This window comes from Pseudomonas sp. FW507-12TSA, assembly GCF_058781435.1.
Window position 1 is genome coordinate 131,937 of record NZ_JBYSWT010000016.1, and the last position, 20,003, is coordinate 151,939.

The window sequence follows — 20,003 nt, forward strand, 5'->3', positions numbered from 1 at the left end:
CGGGAACCCGGCATGTCAAAGATCAACACAAGCCCATGAAAATTATGTGAAAAAACCAGAATTGTTCAGGTTTTGCGCGAAGACGCCGAAATCCTAGCAGACAGGCGCAAAAAGCGTCGCGGTGTTATTGGACTTCCGTAGGGTAGGCGCTCCCGGACAGGCGTGCTTGGATGCTCTTAGTCGTTCATGACAAGAACAAGAACCTGGAGTGACCGGATGATGAAAAGCTTGCGAAAGATGTCAATCAGTCAGCGCCTGTGGCTGATCCTGATCGTGGCGCTACTGACCCTGGTGGCCTTGGGGGTGATGATGCTCCAGCAGATTCATGGCGACCTGTATCAGGCCAAGGCGCAGAAAACCCAGCATGTGGTGCAGACTGCCGCTGGCGTACTCGATTACTACCAGGGTCTGGAAGCCGCTGGCAGCCTGACTCGCCAACAGGCGCAACAGCAGGCGCTGCAGACGATTCGCGGGTTGCGCTACAACCAGAACGACTACTTCTGGATCAACGACCTGACGCCCGTGATGATCATGCACCCGGCCAATCCCAAGCTCGACGGGCAGAACCTGGCCTCGATCAAGGATCCGGATGGCTTTGAGGTGTTCAACGAGATGGTGACCCTGGCCAAGGCCAAGGGCGCCGGCATGGTCGACTACCGCTGGCCCAAGCCCCGGGCCCAGGAACCGGTACAGAAGACTTCCTACATCCAGCTGTTCCAGCCCTGGGGCTGGATCATCGGCTCGGGGGTGTACATCGATGACCTGCAACAGGAGTTCCAGGCCCAGGTGCTGCGGGCGTCCTACGTGGGCCTGGTGATCGCCCTGCTGATGGGTGCCCTGGTGGTGCTGATCGTGCGCAGCATCGTCAGCCCCTTGCGAGAGACCGTGCATGCCATGGCCAATATCGCCAGCGGCGAGAGCGACCTGACCCGCAGCCTCGACACCCATGGCCAGGACGAAGTGACCGAACTGGCCCGGCATTTCAATGGTTTCACCGCCAAGTTGCGTGGCGTGGTGACCCAGTTGCAGTCCAGCGCCGCCGCCCTGGAACAAGCTTCCAGCGAACTGGGCAGCAATGCCTCGCAAGCCCAGGAACGCAGCCAGCAACAATCGCAGCAGATGGAACAGGTGGCGGCCGCCATCAGCCAGGTGACCACCGGCGTCCAGGATGTGGCGCGTAGTGCCGAGCATGCCGCCGAGGGGGTCCGTGAAGCCGAGGTCCAGGCCCAGCAGGGCCAGGTGAATATCGACAGTAGCCTGCAACAGATCGACCAATTGTCAGGGACCATCGACCAGGCGGTGGAGGTGATCCGCACCTTGGCGGCCGAGAGTACCCAGATCGGCACGGTGCTGGAGGTGATTCGCTCCATCGCCGAACAGACCAACCTCCTGGCGTTGAACGCCGCCATCGAGGCCGCCCGCGCCGGCGAACAAGGCCGCGGTTTCGCCGTGGTGGCCGACGAGGTGCGCCTGCTGGCCCAGCGCACCCAGCAGTCCACTGCGCAAATCCAGGGCATGATCGAGCGCCTGCAGAGCCACTCCGAGGCCGCGGTTCGGGTCATCGGCGATAGCAGCCGGGCCTCCCAGGCGACCATCGAACAAGCCGGCCTCGCGGGCTCGAGCCTCAATGCCATCGGCCAGGTCCTGCACACGCTCAACGAGCTGAACGCCTCGATCGCCAGCGCTACGCTGCAACAGGCCCATGTGGTCGAAGACATCAACCATAACGTCGGCCAGGCCGCCGGCCTGTCCCAGGGAACGGCCTTGGCGGCCCAGCACTCCAGCGCCGCCAGCCGACATCTCAGGGAGCTCTCCGAACAGCTCAACGGCCTCTTGCGACAGTTCCGCGTCTGATGCGCCAGACAACCCGAATCCGCCGCTGCGCATGCCGCCGGTGGATTCGGCCAACACCTGACGCCACTGGCCAGTCTGGGTACAATCCGCCCCCTCTTCCACTTCCCAAGGAACCACCATGTCCGGGCTTGAACTGTTTGCCGCTGCGCTCGGCGTCATCGCCGTCTGGCTGACAGTCAGGCAGAACCCCTGGTGCTGGCCCATCGGCCTGGTGATGGTGCTGCTCTACAGCTGGATCTTCTTCGAGGTCAAGCTCTATTCCGACATGCTGCTGCAGGTGGTCTACGCCGTATTGCAGCTCTATGGCTGGTGGCAATGGACCCGCGGCGGCGACCAGCACCAGGGACGCCCGGTCAGCCTGCTACAGTTCCCTGCCCTGCTCCAGGGCCTGGCCCTGGGCGCGGTCGGCAGCCTGGTGCTAGGGGCGGCCATGGCCCATTGGACCGACGCCGCACAGCCCTGGCTGGACGCGGCCCTGACCGCCTTCAGCCTGGTGGCGCAATGGTGGATGGCACAGAAACGCGTGCAGTGCTGGCCGCTGTGGATCGCCGTGGACGTGATCTTCGTCGGCCTGTTCATCTACAAGCAGCTGTACCTCACAGCCGCGCTATATGCCCTGTTCACCTTGCTGGCCATCCAGGGCTGGCGGACCTGGCGCGCCGACCCGGCGCTACAGCCATGAAGGTACTGGTTCTGACCGGCCCGGAATCCAGCGGCAAGAGTTGGCTGGCGGCCGAGCTGCAAACCCATTTTGGCGGCCTGCTAGTCGGGGAATACGTGCGCCATTTCATGGAGCAGGAGCGCCGTGATACCTGCCTGGCGGACATTCCCCGGATCGCCCGCGGGCAACTGGCCTGGGAAGACCAGGCACGAGCACAACAACCCGAATTGCTGATCCTCGATACCCACCTGTTGAGCAACATCCTCTGGAGCCGAGCACTGTTCGACGATTGCCCGCCCTGGCTCGAAGAACAGCTGCTGGCCCGGCACTACGACCTGCATCTGCTCTTGTCGCCAGAACAGGTTCCATGGAGCGCCGACGGCCTGCGCTGCCAACCGGAACTAGAAGAGCGCCAGGCGTTCTTCCAGGCCACGCAGCACTGGCTGGAGCAACACCAGCAAACCTACAGGATCATCGGCGGCGATTGGTCGATGCGCCACCACCAGGCCTTCGAGCTGGTCCGGCAACAGTTGCTGGCCTGAGCTGGCCAGTGTCCATTTCTGAAACACTCGCGCATTGAGTGAAGCGCCATTTTCCGGGGGCGCTACCGCTTGCAGGCAAAACTGTTAAGCCCGCGATACACCCTCTTGGCAACCCGCATTCCAGAGCATTGGCCCGGTTATGGCCAATGGCCCTGCCCCTGTCCTGTCTCAGACTTGAAACAGCTGCGCGCGCCAGCTGCGGGCCGAATCTTCAAATCATTGATTATGCGAAACAAATAAAAAGCGGCACGGCTCCTGCTCTCTCCCTCTCAACGCTGACTAGGGCCAGCACTGAGAAGAAGGAATGCCGCCGTGGGGACTCTGCATAAAAGTTTCACCCGCCTGTTGCTGATCGGTTGCGCCATCAGCGCGGTGCCCAACCTTCCCGCCATGGCGGCAGGCAATGGCGAAATCATCCTCGAGCGCCAGATGTACGCAACGCCGATCGGCCGCGCCCGCAACCTGGACAACAACCCCACCACCGTCAATGCCAACCCTTCTGGGGTCGTCACCGGCATGACCAATGGCGAAATCAGCGACAACGACTTTGCCGGTATCAGCAGCGGCGCACTGGTGCGCGGTGCGGTGATGCCCAATGGCAACGGGGTGTCCGGCATGAACATCGTCACCAACCCCAACGGCCTGCCTGGCATGAGCGCGGGCCATGGCGGTGGCTCCGGGGCTTCGATCTCCAATTCGATCAACCGATCCATGGGCGCTGCCATGGCGCCGTTGAACAACATCGGAGGCCGGTGAGATGAAGCTTTCACTGATACTGCTGGCCCTGCTGGGCTGCACCTCGGCCATGGCCGACAGCGGCAGCCAGGTCCAGGACACCGCCATCATCGGCAACTCCGGTGCAGGCTATAAAGGCAACCTGAACATCAACCAGGCCGCTGGCGACCAGCAACAACAGGCCAACGTGCGGGCCATCGCCATCGGTACCAATGCCAGTGCCAGCACCGGCGTGACCCAGAAGATCACGACACCCGCCGACCGCTCGGTCAACGCCAGCAGCACCATCGGCGGCAACTCCTTCAGCAACGGCAACGGCGCACTGGGCGTGAACCAGTCGTCCGGCGCCAACAACCAGATGGCCAATGCCCTGCGGATCAGCATCAGCGCCAATCCGCAGGGCATGGACGACAGCGCGCTCTCGCAGCAGAACGTCGCGCTGTTACCAAACTCAGGAGCACCTGATACCCATCAAGGCAGCCGCCAGGTCGTTACCAGCGACCAGGCCTTCACCGGCAGCCGGGGAGTCGTCCAGGTGAACCAGAGTGCCGGGGTGGGGAACCAGATGGCTAACACCCTGAGCATCCGGGTCGCAGACTGACCCTTCGTAGTGCGATTGGAAAGTACCAACACTTAACCAACTAATAAGCACCGGAGAAACACCATGAAACCAACAATGGCTCTCAAACCACTGGTTTTCGCACTGGCCGCCGTCATGGCAATGGCTGCCCAGGCAGGTGGGAACAACAACGGTCACCATGGTCATGGCAATGGCCACCACAACCAAGGTCCGGATCTCAACACTCTGCTGCAAATCACCGCCGGGGCCGGTGCCGCAGTCATCGATGTGCAAGACAGCAACACCAACGTGGTGAAAAACCAGGGCACCAACAACAACGCCAAGATCGAGGGTTCGCTCAACGGCTCCAACGGCAACATGGGCGCCAACGTCGCCGCCGGCGATGGCAACCAACAAGACAATGCCGCCGCTTTGGCCACCGCCGATGAGCGCTTCATCTTCGGTAGCGCTGTGGCCGTCTCCAGCGCCACCCAGCTGAACAACAACAACTATGTGAAGAACTCTTCCACCCAAAACAATGCCGTGCTCAACAACTCCGGCAACAACGGCTCGGGCAACCTGGGCATGAACGTCACCGCCGGCGACTTCAACCAACAGAAAAACAACCTGGCAATCGCCGTATCCGGCGGCCGTGTAGCCACCGCCGCCACTTCGGCCAACCAGTCCTCGACCAACCTGGTCGTGGAAAACAAAGGAGTCCAGACCTACAAGAAAGACACTCTCAGTGGTGGCTTCGTAGCGTCCGGCAGCTACAAAGGCACCGGCACCGGCAAGATCGAAGGCGACGACGATCATGGCCATGGCAACAAAGGCCACGGCAACGACGATCAGAAATTCACCTTCAAGGAGCAAGGCTCCATCGAGCTGGCCGGCTACTGGACCCAGCAAGTGCTGACCAAAGACGGCTGGAAAGCTCCTGTGGTCAACAACGCCAGCATGACCAACTCGATGAACGGCTTCTCCGGCAACGGCGGTGCCAACGTCTCGGCCGGCGTGGGCAACCAACAAAGCAACTCGCTGTCCATCGCCGCTGGCTGCAAAGCCTGCATGTAGTCGCGATCGTAACGAAAGCCCCGGAAACGGGGCTTTTCCACAGTCTCACCAGGCGAAACGATCATGCGTACTGCAATCCTCATTCTGGCGCTCAGCCTTTGTGGCCCGGTACATGCTGCACAGATGGCCTTTGCCGGGCTCCCCGATGGTGGCTTGCTCTTCAAGAAGGTACAGAGCGTACGCGAACGCAAGTTCGCCGACCTCGTCGAGCAGAAGACCGATTTCAGCTGCGGTGCCGCCTCCCTGGCCACCATCCTGCGCCAGGCCTACTGGCTGGATGTCGACGAAGAGCATGTGATCAAGGGCATGCTGACGACCTCGGACCAGCAACTGGTCCAGACCCAGGGTTTCTCGATGCTCGATATGAAGCGCTACGCCGAAAGCATCGGCATGCGCGCCCGCGGTTATCGGATCCCGGCCGACAAGCTCGACTCCGTGAGCATTCCGGTGATCGTGCTGATGGAGATCCGCGGCTACAAGCACTTCGTGGTGTTGCAGCGCACCCAGAAAGACTGGGTATACATCGGTGACCCGGTCCTGGGCCACAAGCGCTATACCCGCGACGATTTCGTCAAGGGCTGGAATGGCATCGTCTTCGCCATCATCGGCCCCGGCTATGACAAGACCAACGCTTTGCTCGACCCACCGACTCCACTGACCGCGAAAAACAAGCTCGATGCCTTCTACCCGGTCAAAGATGCGGAGCTGATGGATTTCGGTTTCATCCAGAGCGACTTCTTCTAGAAGCCCAGACAACTAGAAAGGGGCAGGATGCTCCGGGAGCAGCAGATGAAGACTTCATACTGGCTGGCCGCGGCCTGCCTGGCAGCAGCTCTTCCGGCCCATGCGGGTTTCAAGCCCATCGAAGTGCAGGACCAGGAACTCTCGCAACTGCGCGGCCGTTATGTCATGCCCGGGCGGATCATCAGTTTCGGCATCGTCATGAGCAGCACTTGGCGTAACGCCAGTGGCGACCTGATCGGCGCCAGCAGCACCTTGCAGATCCAGCAGTCCACCGTCCAGCCACAGTTTTATGTCACTACCATCAACCAGGCTGGCAATGGCAGCACGCCAGCCCAGGGCACCGGCAATGTGATCGGCGGTGCGGGCCTGGGTACCGGCCAGGGCGTGACCCAGGTGGTCCGCGCTGCGGGCGACGGCAACAGCGCCTACAACAACGTCAGCATCAACGTCAGCGAGGCCAACCAGGCGCCGGTCCAGGTCAACAATCCAGGCCAGGCCCTGCTCAGTGGCCAGACCATCACCAGTAGCAACGCTGCCGGCAGCGTCTCGGTCTCGGCGCTCAGCGGCGGCGTCCAGATGGCCATCCAGGCCAGCGCCAACCAAGGCAATACCCTGCAGCAAGTGGCCCAGGGCAACGTCTTGCAGAACACTCGGTTGTTGGGCAACAGCAACTTGGTGAACAACCTCACGCAACTCAATGTTGTCCTACAAAACAACGGCCCGAGCACCGGCGCGCTGGACTGCAACCTGACTACGCTAAACGGACTACGCAACTTGAAATTCTGATCTACGCTGCTTTCGACCACTGGGGTTTACAAGGGACGGTTTATTTCATGTATCGATCGGTTTCACTGCGCGCGGCAGTTTGTTTGAGTACTCTCTTGCCGATGGCGCTGCAAGCAGCGCCTGAATCGGATGTAGAGACCCTGAAACGGGAACTCCTGGAGTTGAAGCAGCGCTATGAAGTGCAGCAGAAAGCCCTGGCAGTGCTCGAACAACGGGTCCGGCAGGTGGAGGACCAGCCCGCTGCGCCACCACCCAGACGCTTGGTGAAGTCCCCGGCCGATCTCAAGGGTAACCAGCAAGTTGCCGGTACCGGGGCCACTGCAGCCTCCGGCGGTGCCGGTGGGGGTGCCAGTTATGGACAGTCGCTCAAGGATGATTCGACTCCAGCCCAGAGTGTGACCAACCTCTACGACGAGGCCAGCGGCTTCTTCGGCGGCGGCAAGTTCAGCTTCGAGACCGGCTTGACCTACGCCCGCTACGACACCCGCCAGCTAACCCTCAACGGCTTCCTGGCCTTGGATTCGATCTTCCTGGGCAGCATCAACCTGGACCGGATCAAATCCGATACCTGGACCATGGACCTGACCGCCCGCTACAACCTGGATAATCGCTGGCAGTTCGATATCAACGCCCCGGTGATCTACCGCGAATCCACCTATTCGTCCGCTGGTGCCAGTGGTGGCTCGGGGCAGCGCATCTCGGAAGATACCGTTACCCGCAGCCCGACCCTGGGTGATGTCAACGTCGGGGTCGCCTATAAATTCCTCGACGAGTCCGAAAGCCTGCCCGATGCCGTGGTCAGCCTGCGGGTCAAGGCCCCTACTGGCAAGGACCCTTTCGGCATCAAGTTCATCCCGACCTCGGACAACAGCAACCTGGCCGTACCGGAAAGCCTGCCGACCGGCAACGGCGTCTGGGCCATCACCCCGGGGATTTCCCTGGTCAAGACCTTCGACCCCGCGGTGTTGTTCGGCAGCCTGTCCTACACCTACAACATGGAAGACTCGTTCAGCGACATCAGCCCCAACCCGGTCGAGAAGTCCCCCGGGAAGGTCAAGTTGGGCGACAGCTTCCAGGTCGGCGCCGGTGTAGCCTTCGCCCTGAACGAGAAGATGAGCATGGCCTTCTCGGTTTCCGACCAGGTCCAGCGCAAGAGCAAGATCAAGTACAAGAACCAGGACTGGCAATCGGTGCAGTCCAGCGACGCCAACGCCGCGTATTTCAACGTCGGCATGACCATCGCCGCCACCGAACACCTGACCATCGTGCCCAACCTGTCGCTGGGCATGACCCAGGACGCACCGGACTTCACTTTCAGCTTGAAATTCCCCTACTACTTCTAAGCCGCCGCAAAAACCAAGGCCCGCAGCGATTCTCCAATCGCTGGGGGCCTTGGCTTTTTCCGCCCTAGCGGATCTGGTGCTTGTGCAGCAAACGGTAGAAGGTCGGGCGCGAGATCCCCAGGACCCTGGCCGCCACACTGAGGTTGTCACTGTGGCGGTTCAGCACATCGCACAGGGCCTGGCGTTCGGCACGGTGTTTGTAGTCTTCGAGAGTGCCCATGGGCGCATCCTGGGTCGACAAGCCCTGCAGCCCCAGGTCGCCGGCCTGGATCTGCCGCCCTTCGGCCAACACCAGGCCACGCCGCACCCGGTTGGCCAACTCGCGGACATTGCCCGGCCAGTCGTGCTTGCCCATGGCCACGAGGGCGTCCTCGCTGAAGCTGCGGGGCCGGCGGCCGGTTTCCTGACTGTAGAAATGCGCAAAGTGGCTGGCCAGCATGCCCAGGTCGCCATGGCGCTCGCGCAAGGGGGCGGTGATCACCTGCAGTACATTGAGCCGGTAGTAAAGGTCCTCACGAAACCGCCCGCTGGTAATGGCCTGCTCGAGGTCTACGTGGGTAGCGGCCAAAACCCGCACATCCACCGGAATCGGCTGGCTGCCACCGACCCGTTCGATGTGTTTTTCCTGCAAAAACCGCAGCAGGTTGGCTTGTAGTTCCAGGGGCAGGTCACCGATTTCGTCGAGGAACAACGTCCCGCCATTGGCCGCCTCGATGCGCCCGACCTTGCGCTGGTGGGCTCCGGTGAAGGCGCCCTTTTCATGACCGAACAGCTCGGACTGGATCAGGTGCTCGGGAATGGCCCCGCAATTGATGGCGACGAACGGCTTGTCATGGCGCTGGGACTGGCGATGCAGGGTGCGGGCCACCAACTCCTTGCCGGTACCGCTCTCCCCGCGGATCAATACCGGGGATTCAGTGGGCGCCAGCTTGCCGAGCAGTTTGCGCAGATCGCGAATCGTGCGGCTGTCACCCAGCAGCTCGTGTTCGGGCTGATCCACATGGACCGAGCCCTGGCCGCGCAAGCGGGCCATGCCGAACGCCCGCCCCAGGGTCACCTGGACCCGGGACACATCGAACGGCAGGGTGTGGAAATCGAAGAACCATTCGCAGACGAAGTCCCCGACCTTTTGCAGGCGCAGGACCTCCTGGCTCAGCACCGCAATCCACTCGGTACCGCTGCGACTGATCAGGTCCTTGACCGCTTCCGGACGCTCCAGATGGAAAGACTGCAGGCGCAGCAGGCCGACATCGCAGGAGCGCTCGCGGGCGGACTCCAGGTCACAGCTATCGACATCCCAGCCGATGGTGCGCAACCCAGGCAACAAACGGTGGCAATCATCACAGGGGTCGACCACCAGCAAGCGACGCTGCACAGGAGCTTCGAGCATGACTGTTCCTTGCCGCCACAGTGAGGAAAAGTTATTAGAAACAGTGGTTTGGCAAACCTGGCAGTAACATTAGCAAGAACTTGACGCACAGATGTATCGATTGCTTATAGCGCTGATTGCCAAAGGAACTAAAGTGCCACTTGAGATGGCCACTTGAGCGACCGATTGTCGCAGTTATTTTTTAATCCCCCCGCAACTAAGGGCTCTGCCCCGGGGCTTGCACACGAAAGATGTAAAAACTTGTTTTTCAGTGTGACCCGTCCCCTACCTCGGTGCATCAGTACAAATAACCAGCCGAACGGTAAGCCCAACCGACGGCACATCATTTGATTGGGCACATAGAGAGAAGACCCCATGAACGCCCCGCTCCGTATCAACGAAGCACTTTTGATCGCCGACCGCGCATTCAAGCCTTTCCAATGCGTGGCCTGGGCTCCACAGGACGGTAACGGCGAGTTGAGCCTGACCGTCATCGACCGTACCAGCACCCGTATCGGCCATGCGCAGATCCCCTGCAGCGCCTACTCCGATCCAGCCCAGCTGGAAACCCTGCTCAACCAGGCACGTGCCGAACTGAGCCAGGAAGGATATGCACTGCAATCCTGGGCCATGCCCAAGTAAGCGATGCTGTTAACGGATCACCCGAGCGGGTGATCCGCTGTTTTAAGCCTGCAACTAAGCAAGCTTTACGCTTGACCCTCCCGGCAACTGTCCCTGTTGCGGCATTAGTTGCCCTGGCTGTTCTAGCAAGTATCTCGTGCAAACCATTCCAGTGCTCCACGAACTGCTGTTTTCAGCCACTCCGATTATTTTCCCTGGACCTCGCTCATGGCCGTCCCATCAATGGATCGCTGATGCTGTGCTCGCCGGTTTCCAGGCGCCCGGCAACCCTGCGCAACCAGCCGCCGTCACTGTGCAAGGTCAGGTCATACCAGCCACCGCTGAACTCGCAGGGGAACACCTGGCGTACCTCGCCCCCCGCCGGGATCGACAACGTCCAGGGGCCCTGCTGGGTGTAAGGGCAACGATCGATGCTGACCGTCGCCGCCTGCCCACCCGGGTTGCTCAAGGTCAGTTGCAACTGGTGCTGGCTGGACGTCACCAATAGTTCCGGCTGACGTTGTTGCACCTGCCCGTGGAAACTACGGTGGAAACCATTAGGGCCCAGAACCCAGAGCTGGTAGCGCTCGACCACTGTCCAGCTGTCCTGCAACGCCTTGCCGGCCTCCAGCGTATAACGGCGGGGAATATCCCCCAGGTGCAGGCCGTCGTAGACATGCAGGACAGCCCCCTGGGTCCCGGTATTCTGCAGACTCAGGGATAAGGTCCGGGCCTTGTGGTCGACCTGGCTATCGACGTGCAAGCGATATGGCAAGGCCCGCGAGGGACGCACCAGGCGCTTCTGCTGCGGCACCAACTGCTTGCTGGTCGAGGGTACCGGCACCGGCAACAGTTTTTCCTGGCGTTGGCGCAGGCTGTCGGCAGCCTGGCGAGTGGTGGTTTGCAGCGCAGGCAACGGCTCGTGGTTGGGATCGACGAAGTTGAACGCCGAGGTCAAGTCACCGCATACCGCGCGGCGCCAGGCACTGACATTCGGCTCATGGACGCCGAAGCGTTTTTCCAGAAATTGCAGCACCGAAGTGTGGTCGAACACCTGGGAGTTGACCCAGCCACCCCGGCTCCAGGGCGAGAGCACCAGCATCGGTACCCGCGGCCCGGGTCCGTAGACCCCACCGTCCGGGCGCGGCTGCTGGGTCGAACCTGCCGGAGCCGGATGCTTGAACAGCTCGCTGTCGAACGCCAGGGTCGACTTGCCGGCGAAACTGCCGTCCTTGCGCTGGGAAGGTGCCGAGGGCGAAGGCACATGATCGAAGAACCCATCGTTTTCGTCATAGGTCACCAGCAGCACGGTCTTGCTCCAGACCTCGGGATTGCTGGTCAAGGCCTGCAGGATCTCCTGGGTGAACCAACCGCCCTGGACCGGACTCGACGGCCCCGGGTGCTCGGAATAGGCTGCCGGGGCCACGATCCAGCTGACCTGGGGCAACTTGCCGGCCTGCACGTCGGCGCGAAAGCCGCCGATGATGGCCTCCAGGTTGCTGCCACTGCTGGCCGGAAGGGTATTGCCATTGCCCTTGTACAGCGGTGCCACAGCGTTGAGCGCGTCGGTATAGGGTACGAAGGCGTTGAAACCGCTGGGGGGTTGGGCCGGGTTGCCCACCTGCACGCTGGCGGCGCGGTACTGGCGAAAGCCTGCCAGCGGGTTGTCGCCGAAGTTGTCCGGCAGATGCTGGTAGACCTTCCAACTGACGCCCTGCTCTTCCAGGCGTTCGGGATAGGTCTTCCAGGTGTAACCGACATTCACCGGCCCCGGCCCATCCCATTCATTGACCACGGCGGCCACTTGCCCGCCAGTCGGCCCGTTGGTGCCGGTCCAGAGGAACAGCCGGTTGGGGTTGGTGCCGGCATGCACCGCGCAGTGGTAGGCATCGCACAAGGTGAAGGTACTGGCCAGGGCGAACTGGAATGGCAACTCCTGCTCGCTGTAGTAGCCCATGGAGGTGTTGGTCTTGTAAGTCGGCCAGGCGTTCATGCGGCCATCGCTCCAGGCCGAGTGGGCATCGCTCCAGGTATGGGGCGTGCCGCTGACCCGCTGGGCGTTGCCTCGGGAACTGTCCAGGTGATAGGGCATGACCACCCGGCCCTTGCCCTGCTGTTCCCAGACTTCACGCTGGCCGGACAACGGGATGGTGAAGCGGTCGCTGAAACCGCGTACGCCAGGGAAAGTACCGAAGTAATGGTCGAAGGAACGGTTTTCCTGCATCAGGATGACTACATGCTCGACATCCTTGATCGTCCCTGTGCGGTTGTTCGCCGGTATTGCCAGGGCCTGGCGAATGGAGAGCGGCAAAGATGAAAAGAACGAGCCGATGGCGGCGGCTTGCAAGAGCTTCCTGCGTGAAATATTGGGCATGGGTCAATGAGTCCTTGTGATTGCAACGCGACATATAACGCTGCCTGCAAGGTATTCATTTCTAATAACAATGCAGTGACACTGATATTGCAATGAGTGCAATTTTCAATCATTGGCCGACTTATTCGCCAGCACTAAAGTCCCACTAGCTTATATATGAACGGCCTTGGAAGAATCTTTGATGAATAAAACTCCCGAGCTTGCAAAGTGCCAGTAGCGGCACTCCTTGATCAAGCTTGAAGTTCATGAAAATCGGGAGCAATCCATGCTTGCTCCCGGGGTCTTTCATATATTCAATCTGCGTAGGTTACTGCAGCTCGTCAGCCACCTCGTTGCGCTGGACCCGCAATGGATTGAAGGCCGGGCGAATGAACTGCGGATCCCGCGCGAGCTTGTAGTCCTCGCCGACGAAGTACTCCTTGGCCGCCGGATCGTTCTTGGCCAGGTACAGGATCCAGGCGGTGGTGATACCGGCGAATTCGTTTTCCTTGAGACTTCGCACCGGGCTGAAGTGCGTGGCGTTATGGGCAGTGGCGCTCCAGCCCGGCACCGCCTTGATCAAACCGCCCTGCCACAGCCGCGGCCAGGCCCAGGCCGGTACCACCACATCCGCGGCGCCGGTGAGCACCAGCGTTGGCGTACGGACCGTAGAGCCCAGGCCGATGGGCCCGGGTTCGATCGGCAGCGAACCTATGTACTGGAGTTGCGGGTCAATGGCCTTCAAGGTGTCGGGCATGAGGCTCGAGGAAAGAATCGACGCCCCACCACCTGCCGAATGCCCGGCCACTATGGTCCGCGCCAGGTCGACCTTGCCAAATAGCGGGGAGGTCGGGTCCTGGTTGAGCTTGCTCAACTCCACCGCCCCCAGGACATGCATGCTCGGCGCGGTATTGATGAAGTCCGAAGACACCACCACGATGAAACCGTAGCTGGCCCACAGCCTCAACAGTTCGGTGTATTGCCCCTGGTTGGAAAGAATGCCACCGACGAAGTTGACTACCGGCAACTTGTCCAGGCTCTTTATATTGGCCGGGTAATAGACGCTGGTGGAAATGGGATTGGAGAACCCGTAGGGAAATGACTGGTTGCATTGAAGGCTGTTGTCCAGCAGCAGGATCTTCGCCAGCACTCCCAGCAAACCACGGCAGTCACTCAGGACCGCATTGGTCGCTACATTGTAGGGGCCGGGTGACTTGGCGAACTGTTCATTGGCCAACCCCAGCGCCGGAACCAGTTGCGAAGCGCCTGCCAGGCTGACAGAAGCCAGCAATGCACCGCCCACGCAGAGCTTCATTGCAAGTTTGCGTATTGCCTTCATGATAATTCCCTTTATGTGCCTGCTTTCCCTGCAAGGCCGAATACCGGTACCTGGCCGTGCCCCCTTGAATATCGAGCAGATGAACTTCGAGGTGATGACATGGAACTGCAACACCTGTGAAACACTGCCGCATTAGTTATGCAGCAGCCTGGCGCGACCCTAGAGCAGGAGAAAATGGCAGGTCAATGGTTATTTGCCAGCCGCCTCAATCGGGGACAGTACAAGCACCCAGGCCCCAAGGATTGTGGCAAAAGATTTCATCGTTTCTTGATTCTCCTTCTCGCTTGCGGCAAGTTGCGCGCTTCTCACTACAAGGAGCAGCCAATGTCCGGTTCAATGGCCCAGGCGTTCGCCCACAATTTTCTCGGCCACTCACCCCGCTGGTACAAGGCAAGCATCGTCGCGTTCCTGCTGCTCAACCCATTGCTGTTCTTCTGGGTAAGCCCGGCCGCCGCCGGCTGGTGCCTGGTGATCGAGTTCATCTTCACCCTGGCCATGGCCCTCAAGTGTTATCCCCTGATGCCCGGTGGGCTGCTGCTGGTGCAGGCGATGTTGCTGGGCATGGCCACGCCCCAGGCGTTGTACGACGAACTGGTGCACAACTTCCCGGTGATCCTGCTGTTGATGTTCATGGTCGCCGGCATCTATTTCATGAAGGAGTTGCTGCTGTTCCTGTTCTCTAGGCTGCTGCTGGGGGTGCGTTCCAAAGCGCTGCTGGGGTTGCTGTTCTGCTTCTTGTCGGCCTTTCTCTCGGCCTTTCTCGATGCCCTGACCGTCACCGCAGTGATCATCAGCGCCGCGGTGGGCTTCTATTCGGTGTACCACCGGGTGGCATCGGGCAACGACCCGCGCCAGGACAGCGGCTATGGTGACGACCGGCAACTGCCGTCGCTGCACCATGATGACCTGGAGCAATTTCGCGCCTTCCTGCGCAGCTTGCTGATGCACGGCGCGGTGGGCACCGCCCTGGGCGGCGTCTGCACCTTGGTGGGCGAGCCGCAAAACCTGCTGATCGGCCATGAGATGGGTTGGCATTTCGCTGATTTCTTCCGCCAGGTCGCCCCGGTATCCCTGCCGGTACTGGTGGCGGGGCTGGTGACTTGCGTGCTGCTGGAGAAGCTGCGCTGGTTCGGCTACGGCACCCTGCTGCCGGACAATGTCCGCCAGATCCTGGCCAACTACGCCGCCGAGGACGATGCCCAGCGCACGGTCCGCCAACGCGCAGCCCTGCTGGTGCAAGGCTTGGCGGCCCTGATACTGATCGTCGGCCTCGCGCTGCATGGGGCCGAGGTTGGGCTGATCGGCCTGTTGGTGATCGTGCTGATCACCGCCTTCACCGGTATCACCGACGAACACCGCCTGGGCAACGCTTTCAAGGACGCCATGCCCTTCACCGCCCTGCTGGTGGTGTTCTTCGCCGTGGTGGCGGTGATCCACCAGCAACAGCTGTTCACGCCGCTGATCCAGTGGGTGCTGGCGCTGCCGGCGGATCGCCAACCGGGCATGCTGTTCATCGCCAATGGCCTGCTGTCGGCCATCAGCGACAACGTATTCGTGGCCACCATCTACATCACCGAGGTCAAGCAAGCCTTCCTGAACGGGCAGATGAGTCGCGAACACTTCGAGACCCTGGCCATCGCCATCAACACCGGCACCAACCTGCCCAGCGTCGCCACGCCCAACGGCCAGGCGGCGTTCCTGTTCCTGCTGACCTCGGCCATCGCGCCGCTGGTGCGCCTCTCCTATGGCCGCATGGTATGGATGGCCCTGCCCTACACCCTGGTGATGGGCGTGCTGGGCTGGTACGCAGTCAGCTACTGGCTATAAAGGATGACGCTGCCAGGGCCCCTGGCAGCGGTTGCAGGCTCAGCGCAGCAGGATATAGCACTCGATCGCCTGGGCGGCGCCATCTTCCAGGTTGGTGCCGGTGACCAGATCGGCCAGGCGCTTGACCTGCTCCTCGGCCTGGCCCATGGCGATCGACAACCCGGCGCGCTGGAACATCGCCGGATCGTTGCCGCCATCACCCAGGGCCGCAGTGCGCGCAAGCGGCACACCGAGGTATTCGGCGAGCGTCGCCAAGGCCTGGCCCTTGTCCGCCTGCACGGCGGTGACATCCAGGAACCGCGGTTGCGACCGCGAGACCTGGGCCTGCCCCGCAGTCTGCTGTTGCAGGCGCGCCTCCAGCTCCATCAGCAAGCGAGCGTCGCTACTGGCCGCCACGACCTTGTCGACGCAATGCAGGTACTCCTCGAAGCTGTCCACCACCTGCGGCGCATAACCCAGGGCCTGCCGCTCCAACGGCAGCAAGGGTCCGTCAGGATCGCGCACCAGCCACTGGTTGTCGGCGAAGACCCAGGTCTCGACCTGGGGATAGGGAGCGAACAGCAGCAGCGCCGCAACGACCGCCGCTACCGGGACATGATGGCGAGCCAGGTAGCGTCCATCGGGATGGACAATGCTGCCGCCGTTGAATCCGGCGCTGGGCAGCTCCACCCCGAGTTCTTCGAGTTGCTGCCGCATGGCCCGTGGCGGACGCCCGCTGGCCAGGCTGAAACCGATACCGGCGTCATGCAGGGCACGCACGGCGGCAAGGGTTCGCGGGCTGAGACTGTGGTCCGGACGCAACAGCGTGCCATCCATGTCGCTCAGCACAAAGTCGATGGGGTAGGCGTTCGAGCCGCTCATCCCAGGGGACGCCAGACCCGGCCATCGCGGACCAGCAATTGATCACCCGCATCCGGCCCATCGGTGCCGGCCGGATACTGTTGCAGGGTCGCGTCCTGCTTCCAGGCGTCGAGGAATGGTTGTACCGCACGCCAGCCATTCTCGATGTTGTCCGCACGCTGGAAGAGCGTCTGGTCGCCGATCAGGCAGTCGTAGATCAGCGTCTCGTAGCCGGTGGACGGCTGCATCTCGAAGAAGTCCTTGTAGGCGAACCCGGACTCGATGCGCGCCATGTCCAGGGTCGGCCCGGGTTTCTTCGCCAGCAGGTCGAACCACACACCTTCGTCGGGCTGGATCTGGATCCGCAGGTAGGTCGGCATCAGGCGCTCCACCTCGGTGTCGCGAAACTGCGCATAAGGCGCCGGCTTGAAGCAGATGACGATCTCGGTGTCACGCACGCTCATGCGCTTGCCGGTACGCAGGTAGAACGGCACCCCGACCCAGCGCCAGTTGTCGATCATCACCTTGAGCGCGACATAGGTCTCGGTGGTGCTGTCGGGCGCCACGTTGGTTTCCTCGCGGTATCCCGCCAGGCTCTTGCCGTCCAGCTTGCCGGCACTGTACTGGCCGCGCACCGAGTTGGCCCGGGCCTCGTCCAGCGTCCAGGGACGGATGGCACCCACCACCTTGGCCTTCTCGCCGCGCACCGCATCGGCACCAAAGGCCGCCGGCGGCTCCATGGCCACCATCGCCAGCAACTGGAACAGGTGGTTGGGCACCATGTCCCGCAGGGCGCCGGTGTTTTCGTAAAAGCTGCCACGGGTTTCCACCCCGACGGTTTCCGCCGCGGTGATCTGCACGTGGTCTATGTAATGATTGTTCCAGAACGCCTCGAACAGGCTGTTGGAGAAACGGCTGACCAGGATGTTCTGTACGGTTTCCTTGCCCAGGTAATGGTCGATGCGGTAGATCTGCTTCTCGCCCATGACCTTGAGCAGGCAGGCATTGAGGGCCTCTGCGGTCTGCAGGTCGGAACCGAAGGGTTTCTCGATCACCACTCGGCGAAACGCCCCAGGCTGCTCTTGTAGCAGTCCCGCGGCGCCCAGGCGCTGCACCACCTCACTGAAGAAGCGCGGTGCGGTGGCCAGGTAGAACACTGCGTTGCCGGTGCCGCTGGCGGCGATTCGCGCCGCCAGCTCGACATAGGTGGCATCGTCCAGGAAATCTCCCTGGACATAGCTGATGCCACGGGTCAGGCGCGCCCAGACGTCGGCATCGACGCTGGTCCCCTGCCCTTGTTTCTTGAGTACTTCGTCGCGAAGGAAGTCTTCCAGCAAGGTGACGAACTCACTGTCGCTCACCGCATTGTGATCGACGCCGACGATCCGCAGCCCCTCGTCCAGCAAACCATCGCGACTGAGGTTGTACAGCGCCGGCATCAGCAGGCGCTTGACCAGGTCGCCACGGGCACCGAACAGGAACAGCGTGGTCGCCGGGGCCGGCAATGCCTTGGACTTCCTTCGCTCGGTCATTTCTTCCCGGTCTCCACGTGGCCGCCAAAGCCGAAGCGCATGGCCGAGAGGATCTTGTCGCCATAAGTACCCTGGCCACGCGAGCGATAACGGGAGAACAGCGAGTTGGACAGCACCGGAACCGGCACCGCCTGCTCCATGGCCGCCTCGATGGTCCAACGGCCTTCACCGCTGTCAGCCACCGAACCGGAGAAACCGTCCAGCTTGGGATCGCTGGCCAGGGCGTCGGCGGTCAGGTCCAGCAACCAGGACGAGACCACACTGCCGCGCCGCCAGACTTCGGCGATATCGCCGACATTCAGGTCAAAGCGCTGGTCTTGCGGCAGGCTTTCCGAGTTCTTGGTCTTGAGGATGTCGAAGCCTTCGGCGAAGGCCTGCATCATGCCGTACTCGATACCGTTGTGGATCATCTTGACGAAGTGCCCGGCACCGGCGGGACCAGCGTGGATATAACCGCGCTCGGCGCGGTCGTCGCTGGCGACACGGTCCTTGGTACGAGGGATCGACCCCATGCCCGGAGCCAGGGCGGCGAACAGCGGGTCAAGGCGCAGCACTTCATCGGCGTCGCCACCGATCATCATGCAATAGCCTCGCTCCAGGCCCCAGACGCCGCCGGACGTGCCGACATCGATGTACTTCAGGCCCTTCTGTGCCAGGTCCCGGGCGCGGCGGATGTCATCCTTGTAGTAGGTGTTGCCGCCATCGATGATCACATCGCCCGGCTCCAGCAACTGGCTCAGGGTGTCGATGGTCTCTTCGGTGGGCGCGCCGGCGGGCAGCATGACCCATACCGCACGCGGCTGTTGCAGGCCAGCCACCAGGGCCGGCAGGTCGGCGACGCCCTTGGCGCCTTCGGCGGCCAGGGTGCTGACGAAGTCGGTGTTGCGGTCAAAGACTACGGTCTCGTGCCCATTGAGCATCAGGCGCCGTGCAATATTGCCGCCCATGCGGCCCAGTCCGATAATCCCCAGTTGCATGTGCTGATGCTCCTACTGCCAAAATCCAGATCAAAAATATATAGCCCAACGGGCCAGGTGAAACTTCAAGGTGCGCAACTATACAAGGCAAGGCGCCTCAAGACAGCGCAATCTTTGCCTTGGCGGACGAGTTTCCGTATCCGGCTGCCCTTCCTGGCGTCGCAGGGCCACGATCGGCAGCGCCCTATCGCCGCCCTGAACGGGACCCATGGGAGCTTAGTCAGCAGCACCTGCAGCGAAGTTTCGCAAAACATGGGTAGATCACGACGCCCAGCGCCGCGAAGGCACAGCGACCATCAAAAATAAAAAAGTTCCATTGGGCCGAAAAATAAATAAAATTGCCCCCGTCAGGCGAGACAGCGCGGAGCGGACCCACTGCAACCATGCCGCCTGTGATAGCGCTTTGTGCAAGCAATGGGAATCGCGAAGCATAGTCAAGACCCGCCATTTGCGAGGTGAAGCAATGGGCACAGTACTACCGGCACGACCTGCACAAACCCTGTACGTCACCATTCGTCGTGACGAACTGCAGCAGCTCAAAGATGATCGCGATCAGATGCAAAAAGAGCTCGCGCAAATGCGCCTGCTGCTACAGAACCAGGACCTGCAACCGGTAGCCTTCGGGCCTCGTGCCCGGACGAACTGAATCTTCCCGCTCTCGAGCGCAGCCCAACGTTGCGCTCGTTGCCAGCAGCCCCTTCCCCAGCTCTTGTTGACGGGCATCCCGCCCCGGAACCCAGGCACGAAATGCCAACGTTCTGCTGACGAACTTTTCACACTTGCCTATCGATACTCCCGGCCATTGTGGCCGCTTTGTTACATGGAGCGGCCTTCATTGGCGCCGGAC

Annotated in this window: 18 protein-coding genes; 12 read left to right on the plus strand and 6 right to left on the minus strand. The window is 61.6% G+C overall.

Features of this window, described 5'->3' with window-relative positions; all coding sequences use genetic code 11:
* Positions 1-219: 219 nt before the first annotated feature.
* From AC3WK8_RS17030 to fapF, 9 genes are all read left to right on the plus strand, one after another.
* Complete coding sequence (locus AC3WK8_RS17030; RefSeq protein WP_103325342.1) at positions 220-1,854, plus strand: methyl-accepting chemotaxis protein; 1,635 nt, start codon at positions 220-222, stop codon at positions 1,852-1,854.
* Between the two features lie 118 nt (positions 1,855-1,972).
* The gene (gene pnuC / locus AC3WK8_RS17035) at positions 1,973-2,536 is read left to right on the plus strand and encodes a nicotinamide riboside transporter PnuC (protein WP_103325327.1); all 564 of its coding nucleotides are present in this window, start codon (positions 1,973-1,975) and stop codon (positions 2,534-2,536) included.
* Positions 2,533-3,057, plus strand: coding sequence for an AAA family ATPase (locus tag AC3WK8_RS17040; protein WP_085597553.1), 525 nt, complete (start codon positions 2,533-2,535; stop codon positions 3,055-3,057). The genes pnuC and AC3WK8_RS17040 overlap by 4 nt, the downstream gene beginning before the upstream one ends.
* Positions 3,058-3,369: 312 nt before the next feature.
* Positions 3,370-3,813, plus strand: a complete 444-nt coding sequence (gene fapA, locus AC3WK8_RS17045; protein ID WP_022638883.1) for a functional amyloid chaperone FapA — start codon at positions 3,370-3,372, stop codon at positions 3,811-3,813.
* Between the two features lies 1 nt (position 3,814).
* Positions 3,815-4,393, plus strand: coding sequence for a fibril amyloid subunit FapB (gene fapB, locus AC3WK8_RS17050; protein WP_022638884.1), 579 nt, complete (start codon positions 3,815-3,817; stop codon positions 4,391-4,393).
* Between the two features lie 63 nt (positions 4,394-4,456).
* A complete protein-coding gene (gene fapC / locus AC3WK8_RS17055; RefSeq protein ID WP_031319908.1) occupies positions 4,457-5,425 on the plus strand; it encodes an amyloid-like fimbrin subunit FapC in 969 nt (322 codons plus the stop codon).
* Between the two features lie 63 nt (positions 5,426-5,488).
* Positions 5,489-6,169 carry a fibril amyloid maturation endopeptidase FapD gene (fapD, locus tag AC3WK8_RS17060; protein WP_031319909.1) on the plus strand — a complete coding sequence of 227 codons (681 nt, stop codon included), beginning with the start codon at positions 5,489-5,491 and terminating at the stop codon, positions 6,167-6,169.
* Between the two features lie 45 nt (positions 6,170-6,214).
* A complete protein-coding gene (fapE, locus tag AC3WK8_RS17065; RefSeq protein WP_103325343.1) occupies positions 6,215-6,955 on the plus strand; it encodes a fibril amyloid subunit FapE in 741 nt (246 codons plus the stop codon).
* 47 nt (positions 6,956-7,002) lie between these two features.
* Entirely contained in the window at positions 7,003-8,298 is a 1,296-nt protein-coding gene (gene fapF / locus AC3WK8_RS17070; RefSeq protein WP_103325328.1) for a fibril amyloid transporter FapF, read from the plus strand.
* Positions 8,299-8,362: 64 nt separating this feature from the next.
* On the opposite strand, the gene AC3WK8_RS17075 is transcribed toward fapF, so the two are convergent.
* The gene (locus tag AC3WK8_RS17075) at positions 8,363-9,688 is read right to left on the minus strand and encodes a sigma-54 dependent transcriptional regulator (RefSeq protein ID WP_103325329.1); all 1,326 of its coding nucleotides are present in this window, start codon (positions 9,686-9,688) and stop codon (positions 8,363-8,365) included.
* Between the two features lie 354 nt (positions 9,689-10,042).
* On the opposite strand from AC3WK8_RS17075, the gene AC3WK8_RS17080 reads away from it, so the two are divergent.
* Entirely contained in the window at positions 10,043-10,309 is a 267-nt protein-coding gene (locus tag AC3WK8_RS17080) for a DUF1652 domain-containing protein (RefSeq protein ID WP_022638890.1), read from the plus strand.
* Positions 10,310-10,514: 205 nt separating this feature from the next.
* On the opposite strand, the gene AC3WK8_RS17085 is transcribed toward AC3WK8_RS17080, so the two are convergent.
* Both AC3WK8_RS17085 and AC3WK8_RS17090 read right to left on the minus strand, forming a co-directional pair.
* Positions 10,515-12,662 (minus strand): phosphocholine-specific phospholipase C, encoded by a 2,148-nt coding sequence (locus tag AC3WK8_RS17085; protein WP_103325330.1) that lies wholly within the window; start codon positions 12,660-12,662, stop codon positions 10,515-10,517.
* A 307-nt stretch (positions 12,663-12,969) separates the two neighbouring features.
* Positions 12,970-13,980 (minus strand): poly(ethylene terephthalate) hydrolase family protein, encoded by a 1,011-nt coding sequence (locus AC3WK8_RS17090; protein WP_103325331.1) that lies wholly within the window; start codon positions 13,978-13,980, stop codon positions 12,970-12,972.
* A gap of 324 nt (positions 13,981-14,304) precedes the next feature.
* Here AC3WK8_RS17090 and nhaB point away from each other — a divergent pair, with 324 nt between their 5' ends.
* Complete coding sequence (gene nhaB / locus AC3WK8_RS17095; RefSeq protein ID WP_103325332.1) at positions 14,305-15,807, plus strand: sodium/proton antiporter NhaB; 1,503 nt, start codon at positions 14,305-14,307, stop codon at positions 15,805-15,807.
* A gap of 39 nt (positions 15,808-15,846) precedes the next feature.
* Here the strand turns inward: nhaB and AC3WK8_RS17100 are convergent, their stop codons facing one another.
* Genes AC3WK8_RS17100 through gnd form a run of 3 tightly spaced genes read right to left on the minus strand, consistent with a single transcriptional unit; the run spans position 15,847 to position 19,156 of the window.
* On the minus strand, positions 15,847-16,668 hold the full coding sequence (locus tag AC3WK8_RS17100) for a Cof-type HAD-IIB family hydrolase (protein ID WP_085597545.1): 822 nt from the start codon (positions 16,666-16,668) through the stop codon (positions 15,847-15,849).
* Positions 16,665-18,179, minus strand: a complete 1,515-nt coding sequence (zwf, locus tag AC3WK8_RS17105) for a glucose-6-phosphate dehydrogenase (protein WP_103325333.1) — start codon at positions 18,177-18,179, stop codon at positions 16,665-16,667. The genes AC3WK8_RS17100 and zwf overlap by 4 nt, the downstream gene beginning before the upstream one ends.
* Positions 18,176-19,156: a phosphogluconate dehydrogenase (NAD(+)-dependent, decarboxylating) gene (gene gnd, locus AC3WK8_RS17110; RefSeq protein WP_085597543.1), complete on the minus strand. Its 981-nt coding sequence runs from the start codon at positions 19,154-19,156 to the stop codon at positions 18,176-18,178. Before gnd ends, zwf begins: the two co-directional genes overlap by 4 nt.
* 463 nt (positions 19,157-19,619) lie before the next feature.
* On the opposite strand from gnd, the gene AC3WK8_RS17115 reads away from it, so the two are divergent.
* Entirely contained in the window at positions 19,620-19,802 is a 183-nt protein-coding gene (locus tag AC3WK8_RS17115) for a DUF6026 family protein (RefSeq protein WP_103325334.1), read from the plus strand.
* Positions 19,803-20,003: the final 201 nt, after the last annotated feature.

What these genes read in the sequence shown, in the direction of transcription:
- AC3WK8_RS17030 (WP_103325342.1), top strand. Translation starts at nt 220, where the DNA reads ATGAAAAGCTTGCGAAAGATGTCAATCAGTCAGCGCCTGTGGCTGATC.
- pnuC (WP_103325327.1), top strand. Translation starts at nt 1,973, where the DNA reads ATGTCCGGGCTTGAACTGTTTGCCGCTGCGCTCGGCGTCATCGCCGTC.
- AC3WK8_RS17040 (WP_085597553.1), top strand. Translation starts at nt 2,533, where the DNA reads ATGAAGGTACTGGTTCTGACCGGCCCGGAATCCAGCGGCAAGAGTTGG.
- fapB (WP_022638884.1), top strand. Translation starts at nt 3,815, where the DNA reads ATGAAGCTTTCACTGATACTGCTGGCCCTGCTGGGCTGCACCTCGGCC.
- fapC (WP_031319908.1), top strand. Translation starts at nt 4,457, where the DNA reads ATGAAACCAACAATGGCTCTCAAACCACTGGTTTTCGCACTGGCCGCC.
- fapD (WP_031319909.1), top strand. Translation starts at nt 5,489, where the DNA reads ATGCGTACTGCAATCCTCATTCTGGCGCTCAGCCTTTGTGGCCCGGTA.
- fapE (WP_103325343.1), top strand. Translation starts at nt 6,215, where the DNA reads ATGAAGACTTCATACTGGCTGGCCGCGGCCTGCCTGGCAGCAGCTCTT.
- fapF (WP_103325328.1), top strand. Translation starts at nt 7,003, where the DNA reads ATGTATCGATCGGTTTCACTGCGCGCGGCAGTTTGTTTGAGTACTCTC.
- AC3WK8_RS17075 (WP_103325329.1), bottom strand. Translation starts at nt 9,688, where the DNA reads ATGCTCGAAGCTCCTGTGCAGCGTCGCTTGCTGGTGGTCGACCCCTGT.
- AC3WK8_RS17080 (WP_022638890.1), top strand. Translation starts at nt 10,043, where the DNA reads ATGAACGCCCCGCTCCGTATCAACGAAGCACTTTTGATCGCCGACCGC.
- AC3WK8_RS17085 (WP_103325330.1), bottom strand. Translation starts at nt 12,662, where the DNA reads ATGCCCAATATTTCACGCAGGAAGCTCTTGCAAGCCGCCGCCATCGGC.
- AC3WK8_RS17090 (WP_103325331.1), bottom strand. Translation starts at nt 13,980, where the DNA reads ATGAAGGCAATACGCAAACTTGCAATGAAGCTCTGCGTGGGCGGTGCA.
- nhaB (WP_103325332.1), top strand. Translation starts at nt 14,305, where the DNA reads ATGTCCGGTTCAATGGCCCAGGCGTTCGCCCACAATTTTCTCGGCCAC.
- AC3WK8_RS17100 (WP_085597545.1), bottom strand. Translation starts at nt 16,668, where the DNA reads ATGAGCGGCTCGAACGCCTACCCCATCGACTTTGTGCTGAGCGACATG.
- zwf (WP_103325333.1), bottom strand. Translation starts at nt 18,179, where the DNA reads ATGACCGAGCGAAGGAAGTCCAAGGCATTGCCGGCCCCGGCGACCACG.
- gnd (WP_085597543.1), bottom strand. Translation starts at nt 19,156, where the DNA reads ATGCAACTGGGGATTATCGGACTGGGCCGCATGGGCGGCAATATTGCA.
- AC3WK8_RS17115 (WP_103325334.1), top strand. Translation starts at nt 19,620, where the DNA reads ATGGGCACAGTACTACCGGCACGACCTGCACAAACCCTGTACGTCACC.